This is a genomic window from Serratia sp. MMO-28, assembly GCF_037199905.1.
Taxonomy (GTDB): Bacteria; Pseudomonadota; Gammaproteobacteria; order Enterobacterales; family Enterobacteriaceae; genus Chania; species Chania oryzae.
The window spans coordinates 1-2,374 of sequence record NZ_JBBCVB010000064.1 but is presented as its reverse complement, the minus strand read 5'-3'; the positions used below and the strand labels follow the sequence as shown (position 1 = coordinate 2,374).

Genomic DNA, 2,374 nt, shown 5'->3' with positions numbered 1-2,374 from the left:
GTAAGCGTCCGGCGAACTCATATTGTTAACAAAACTCTGCTGCCACATGCTGCCTTCATTCAATACAACGAACCTGAGGCAAAATATGGCAAAACAGTATTCTCACAGTGAACGGCAACAACATCTCGACGCCTGGCAACAGAGTGGATTGTCTAAAAAGCACTATTGCCGACTGCATGACCTTAACCCGGCCACCTTTTATTACTGGCTCAAGCATCATCGCAATGACGCTACCGTGTCCGTTCCCGCCGCCTTTATTCCTGCGCGCCGAGTGATGCCTGAGAATAATGATGCTGACACGGTAACACTCAACCTTCCCAATGGCTGTTCAGTCAGGTGTCTTCCCGCTCAGTTGCGCGCAGTGATGCAGGCCTTGTCCCTATGTTAACGCCCCAGCACATCTGGCTGGCACGGGAGCCCGTCGATATGCGACGGGGTATTGATACCCTGACGCAATACATTACCGACCACCTGCACCAACCCTGGCAAAGGGAAGCCGCTTTTGTCTTCTGCAACAAGGCACGCTCGCGCATCAAAGTCCTGCGCTGGGACAAGCACGGTGTCTGGCTGTGTCTGCGCCGTCTTCATCAGGGCCATTTTATCTGGCCCCGGCAAGGGGATGTCGCCTGGCTGCTGTCACCCGAACAGGCCGACTGGTTGATGAAAGGCATTGACTGGCAGCGGGTGGATGGCCTGGATTTAACCGGCTGGAAATAACGAAAAACAGTGATTAATACATTGATTATCAATGACAATATGGTGTCATGTTGATAAAATGCTCACATGAATATCGATGCCTTGCTGACCTCAAAAGACCCCGATGAACTGCGCACTCTGGCGTTGAAATTACTCGCGGACCTTGAACAGCAGACGCAGCGAAACCAGTCACAAACGTGCTATATCCAGCAACTGGAAGAGGCACTGAAAAACTCCCGACAGTGGCGCTTCGGGCGTAAAAGCGAAGCCTTCCAGGGCGAACAGCGCGGGTTGTTCGACGAAGATATCGAGGCCGATGCCGCCGATATCGAGCAGCAACTGGCGACTCTGTTACCCGAGCCGAAAACACCCAAACCACAGGTGCCCAAGCGCCAACCTCTGCCGCCTGAACTGCCCCGGAAAGAGGTCCGCCTGGCCCTGGCGTCCGATAGCTGTCCAGACTGTGGGCACCCCCTGCGCTTCATCCGCGATGAAATCAGCGAACGGCTGGAATATGTTCCGGCTCGCTTCATCGTGCATCGCCATGTCCGCCCGCAGTTCAGTTGTGAACACTGTGAAACAATAGTCAGCGAGCCGCTACCGGCACAGCTGATTGAAAAAGGTCTGCCCGGTCCGGGTCTGCTGGCGCAGGTGGTGTGTGCCAAAAGCCTTGACCACCTGCCGCTCTACCGTCAGCAGGTGATATATCAACGTAGCGGTGTCGACCTGCCTCGCAGTACGTTGGCAGGCTGGTTCGGTGCGGTAGGGGCGGCCCTGAAACCCTTGGCCCAGACGCTGCATCAGGACCTGTTGCAACACCCGGTCCTGCAGGCCGACGAAACGCCACTCTCCCTCCTCGACCCCGGCAAGGGCAAAACCCAACGCGGCTACCTGTGGGCTTATATCACCGCGCTGGGGGCTGACCGGTCAATCGTGCTTTATGACTGCCAACCGGGGCGCAGTGGTCAGTATGCCCGCGATGTGCTTGAGGGCTGGTGCGGCACCTTGGTGGTAGACGGTTATGCCGGTTACCAGGCGTTGTTCGACAGCGGGCAAGTGCTTGAAGCAGGCTGTTGGGCGCACGCCCGGCGCAAGTTCTTCGAGCTGTTTACGGCCAACAAAAGCCCGGTGGCCAAGGTTGCGCTAGACACCATCCGTGAGCTTTATAAGCTTGAGCGTAAAATCAAACCTCGCTCGGCGGATAAGAAGCGCCAATGGCGACGGCGATACGCCAAACCCCGACTGGAGGTCTTCCATCAATGGCTGTTGTTGCAACAAACGCAAACGGCACCCAACTCGGGGCTGCGCAAGGCGCTGGACTACACCCTGAAACGCTGGCCGGCGTTGCTGCACTATCTGGGCGATGGCCGCGTGCCCATCGACAATAACCGCACTGAAAACTGTATCCGTCCGGTGGCCGTAGGCCGCAAGAACTGGCTCTTTGCCGGGTCGTTACGGGCTGGGCAACGGATGGCGGCTATCCTGAGTCTGCTGGAAACCGCCAAACTCAACGGCCACGACCCGTATATCTGGTTACGCGATGTGCTGACCCGTTTACCTACCTGGCCGAACAGCCGGATCAGCGAGCTATTACCCTACGCCGAAAACAGCTTCAGTTAATGTCTGCTAGCTTATTACATTATTTTAATCACACAACGCGAGTTCGCCGTTCGGTTAC

The 2,374-nt window shown here is 56.4% G+C and carries 3 protein-coding genes; all 3 read left to right on the top strand.

Annotated features, from left to right (window positions below):
* Window positions 1-85: 85 nt before the first annotated feature.
* On the top strand, window positions 86-388 hold the full coding sequence (gene tnpA / locus WG891_RS26505; protein ID WP_337265078.1) for an IS66 family insertion sequence element accessory protein TnpA: 303 nt from the start codon (window positions 86-88) through the stop codon (window positions 386-388).
* Window positions 382-717, top strand: a complete 336-nt coding sequence (tnpB, locus tag WG891_RS26500) for an IS66 family insertion sequence element accessory protein TnpB (RefSeq protein WP_337265079.1) — start codon at window positions 382-384, stop codon at window positions 715-717. The genes tnpA and tnpB overlap by 7 nt, the downstream gene beginning before the upstream one ends.
* 66 nt (window positions 718-783) lie before the next feature.
* Window positions 784-2,316 (top strand): IS66 family transposase, encoded by a 1,533-nt coding sequence (gene tnpC, locus WG891_RS26495; RefSeq protein ID WP_337265080.1) that lies wholly within the window; start codon window positions 784-786, stop codon window positions 2,314-2,316.
* Window positions 2,317-2,374: the final 58 nt, after the last annotated feature.